2 protein-coding genes are annotated in these 1,267 nt (G+C 44.9%); both read left to right on the top strand.

What is annotated here, in order from left to right:
• Positions 1–65: 65 nt before the first annotated feature.
• Positions 66–377 (top strand): transposase, encoded by a 312-nt coding sequence (locus JMX07_RS13470; RefSeq protein ID WP_201608430.1) that lies wholly within the window; start codon positions 66–68, stop codon positions 375–377.
• Positions 323–1,255 (top strand): IS3 family transposase, encoded by a 933-nt coding sequence (locus JMX07_RS13465; protein WP_201608432.1) that lies wholly within the window; start codon positions 323–325, stop codon positions 1,253–1,255. Before JMX07_RS13470 ends, JMX07_RS13465 begins: the two co-directional genes overlap by 55 nt.
• Positions 1,256–1,267: the final 12 nt, after the last annotated feature.

The raw sequence follows: 1,267 nt of genomic DNA, 5'->3' as shown, positions 1-1,267 counted from the left end.
TGTAGTGGCATAATTAAATTGGACAACTGCTAAGAGGCTATACTAACCCAAAGAAGGAAAATAGTATGACCAACAAACGCAACCAATATACCCGAGAATTTAAATTAGAAGCGATTAGCTTAGTCACTGATCACAACCGCACCATACCTGATGTGGCAAGCTCACTGGGTATTGGCAAATCTACCCTGCAGAAATGGCTGAGTCAGTACCGTCAAGAAATGAGTGGCCAAGCGCCTAAAGTCGGCAACGCTTTAACGGATGAACAGCGCGAGCTTCAAGAATTGCGTAAGCAGGTTAAGCGGCTGACTATGGAGCGCGACATATTAAAAAAGGCTTCTGCTCTGCTGGCCTTGGACAGCCTGAACGGCTATCGCTGATAAGCAAGCTTGCAGAGCAAGACAAACAGGCCAGTAAAAGCCTTTTATGCAAGTTGTTTGGGGTATTGAGGAGCAGTTACTACTATGGACTAAAGCCCAAGCCCATCAGCCTTGAAGCCGTCAAAACTAAAGCATTAGTCCGCCAAATATTTAACGACTCAAAGCGCTCAGCAGGCGCTCGCAGCATTGCCGCTATACTAATGAATGAACACGGCATCAAGCTGACCCGTTATATGGTAGGTAAACTTATGAGCAGCATGGGGCTTAAAAGCTGTCAGTTAAAGACGCATAAATACAAGCACTGTGATGAAGAACACAAAGCTCATGACAACATACTGAACCGTAACTTTAGCCCCACATCGCCCAATCATGTCTGGACAGGTGATGTCACTTATGTTCGCATTAAAGGCGGCTGGTGCTACCTAGCTATCGTTTTAGATTTATATGCTCGTCGTATTGTTGGCTTTGCTGTATCAGATTCGCCTGACAGTATGCTGACAACCAAAGCGCTGCAGATGGCGTATCAGTCGCGCTTAAAGCCAAGTGGGGTGTTGTTTCACTCTGATCAAGGCACCCATTACACTAGCAAGAAGTTTGCTGAATCCGTGGCAAGTTGTAATGGCATGAAGCAGAGCATGAGCCGAAAAGGTAACTGTTGGGACAACGCGCCAACTGAAAGGTTCTTCAGGAGCTTTAAAACAGAATGGATGCCAAAGGGCGGTTATGAGAATATTGCTGAAGCTCGGACTGCCATTATTGATTATATTTGGGGCTATTATCAGTCAGTGAGACCACACCGTTTTAATGACTATTTAACACCGCTAGAAAAAGAGAAACGCTACTTTAACAAAAACCTCTTATCAGGTGTCCTAAATTAGTTGACCACTACA

The organism is Psychrobacter immobilis, assembly GCF_904846235.1.
In the GTDB taxonomy this organism is placed as follows: Bacteria; Pseudomonadota; Gammaproteobacteria; order Pseudomonadales; family Moraxellaceae; genus Psychrobacter; species Psychrobacter immobilis_C.
This window is presented reverse-complemented; position numbering and strand designations above follow the sequence as displayed.

Excerpts from the sequence above, each read along its gene's own strand:
- JMX07_RS13470 (WP_201608430.1), top strand. The coding sequence starts at position 66 with ATGACCAACAAACGCAACCAATATACCCGAGAATTTAAATTAGAAGCG.